The sequence below is a fragment of the Burkholderia sp. Bp8986 genome (assembly GCF_003854225.1).
GTDB lineage: Bacteria > Pseudomonadota > Gammaproteobacteria > Burkholderiales > Burkholderiaceae > Burkholderia.
Genome location: NZ_QTQM01000169.1, coordinates 1 through 955, shown reverse-complemented (window position 1 = coordinate 955; position 955 = coordinate 1). Strand labels below are relative to the sequence as shown.

At 57.7% G+C, this 955-nt stretch carries 1 protein-coding gene and 1 pseudogene; both read right to left on the bottom strand.

All coding sequences use genetic code 11. The annotated features are described in order from the left end of the window. Positions 1 to 145: 145 nt before the first annotated feature. Positions 146 to 556 carry a transposase gene (locus DID99_RS36725; RefSeq protein ID WP_260444800.1) on the bottom strand — a complete coding sequence of 137 codons (411 nt, stop codon included), beginning with the start codon at positions 554 to 556 and terminating at the stop codon, positions 146 to 148. A 214-nt stretch (positions 557 to 770) separates the two neighbouring features. After that, positions 771 to 917: pseudogene (locus tag DID99_RS38620) on the bottom strand (IS110 family transposase); the annotation flags it as partial. Positions 918 to 955: the final 38 nt, after the last annotated feature.

Below are 955 nucleotides of genomic sequence, written 5' to 3'. Positions count from 1 at the left end.
CAGAGAGTCGCTACAACGTTCCGATGTGATTGCCGCGGTTTTCCCGCAAAGCGCGTCAAGGAATCGTTGAGGCGACGTAATCAGCCTGGATGAACCGGTACCGCAGTTGTTGCAGGTAAGGCGACTTGCGACGGCGAGCGTGTGGCTATCTCGGGATGAACTCCTTGCCGCTTCTCCACATTGAGAGCAGCAGCGTCGAGAGTTTGCGAGCGGTTGCAACCAGTGCTTTGCGCAAGCCAATCCGGGGAATCAGTGCCTGCGCCCAACGTCGGAGTGCGCAGTCGTGCTTATGACGCAGGAGCAAAGCCGACGCCGCCTCGAACAGTATGTGTCTGGTCAGCCGGCAGTCGGTCTTGGATATTCCACCGTTATGGTCGACGTCCCCTGATTGGTACTTCCTTGGCGTTAGACCAAGATACGGACCAATATCGCCGACACGGCGAAATCGATCCGGATTGTCGACTGCAGCAGCGAATGCCACTGCTGTCTTCACGCCGACACCGGGGACCGTCATCAGAACGACGACACACATCGCTGGCGCGCGCAATCCGTTCAAGCGCCTTATCGGTCTCACGGACTTGTCTGCCTATATGCCTCCAACTGTCGAGCAGGATGTCAACTGCGCCACGGATTAGCGATGTCGATGGCGTATGTTGCTCGACGAGTTTCTCGAATGCGCTGCGCGTACCAGGAGGCAGCACAACACCAAAGGTTTTGAGCACCCCGCGGATCTGGTTGTACAGGCCGGTACGCATACTGACCAATTGACTGCGCGCTCCAAGAAGCAGCCGGACTTCGTGGCTCGCGATACTTTTGACTTCGACGGCACGATACCAGCCACTGCGCGTGAGTTGAGCAATGCCGCGCGCATCATTGCTGTCAGTCTTGTTCAGTTGCGTCGCGAGCGCTGCGTGCACGTGGCGGGCATGAATGCAATCAACAGGAACACCTCGAT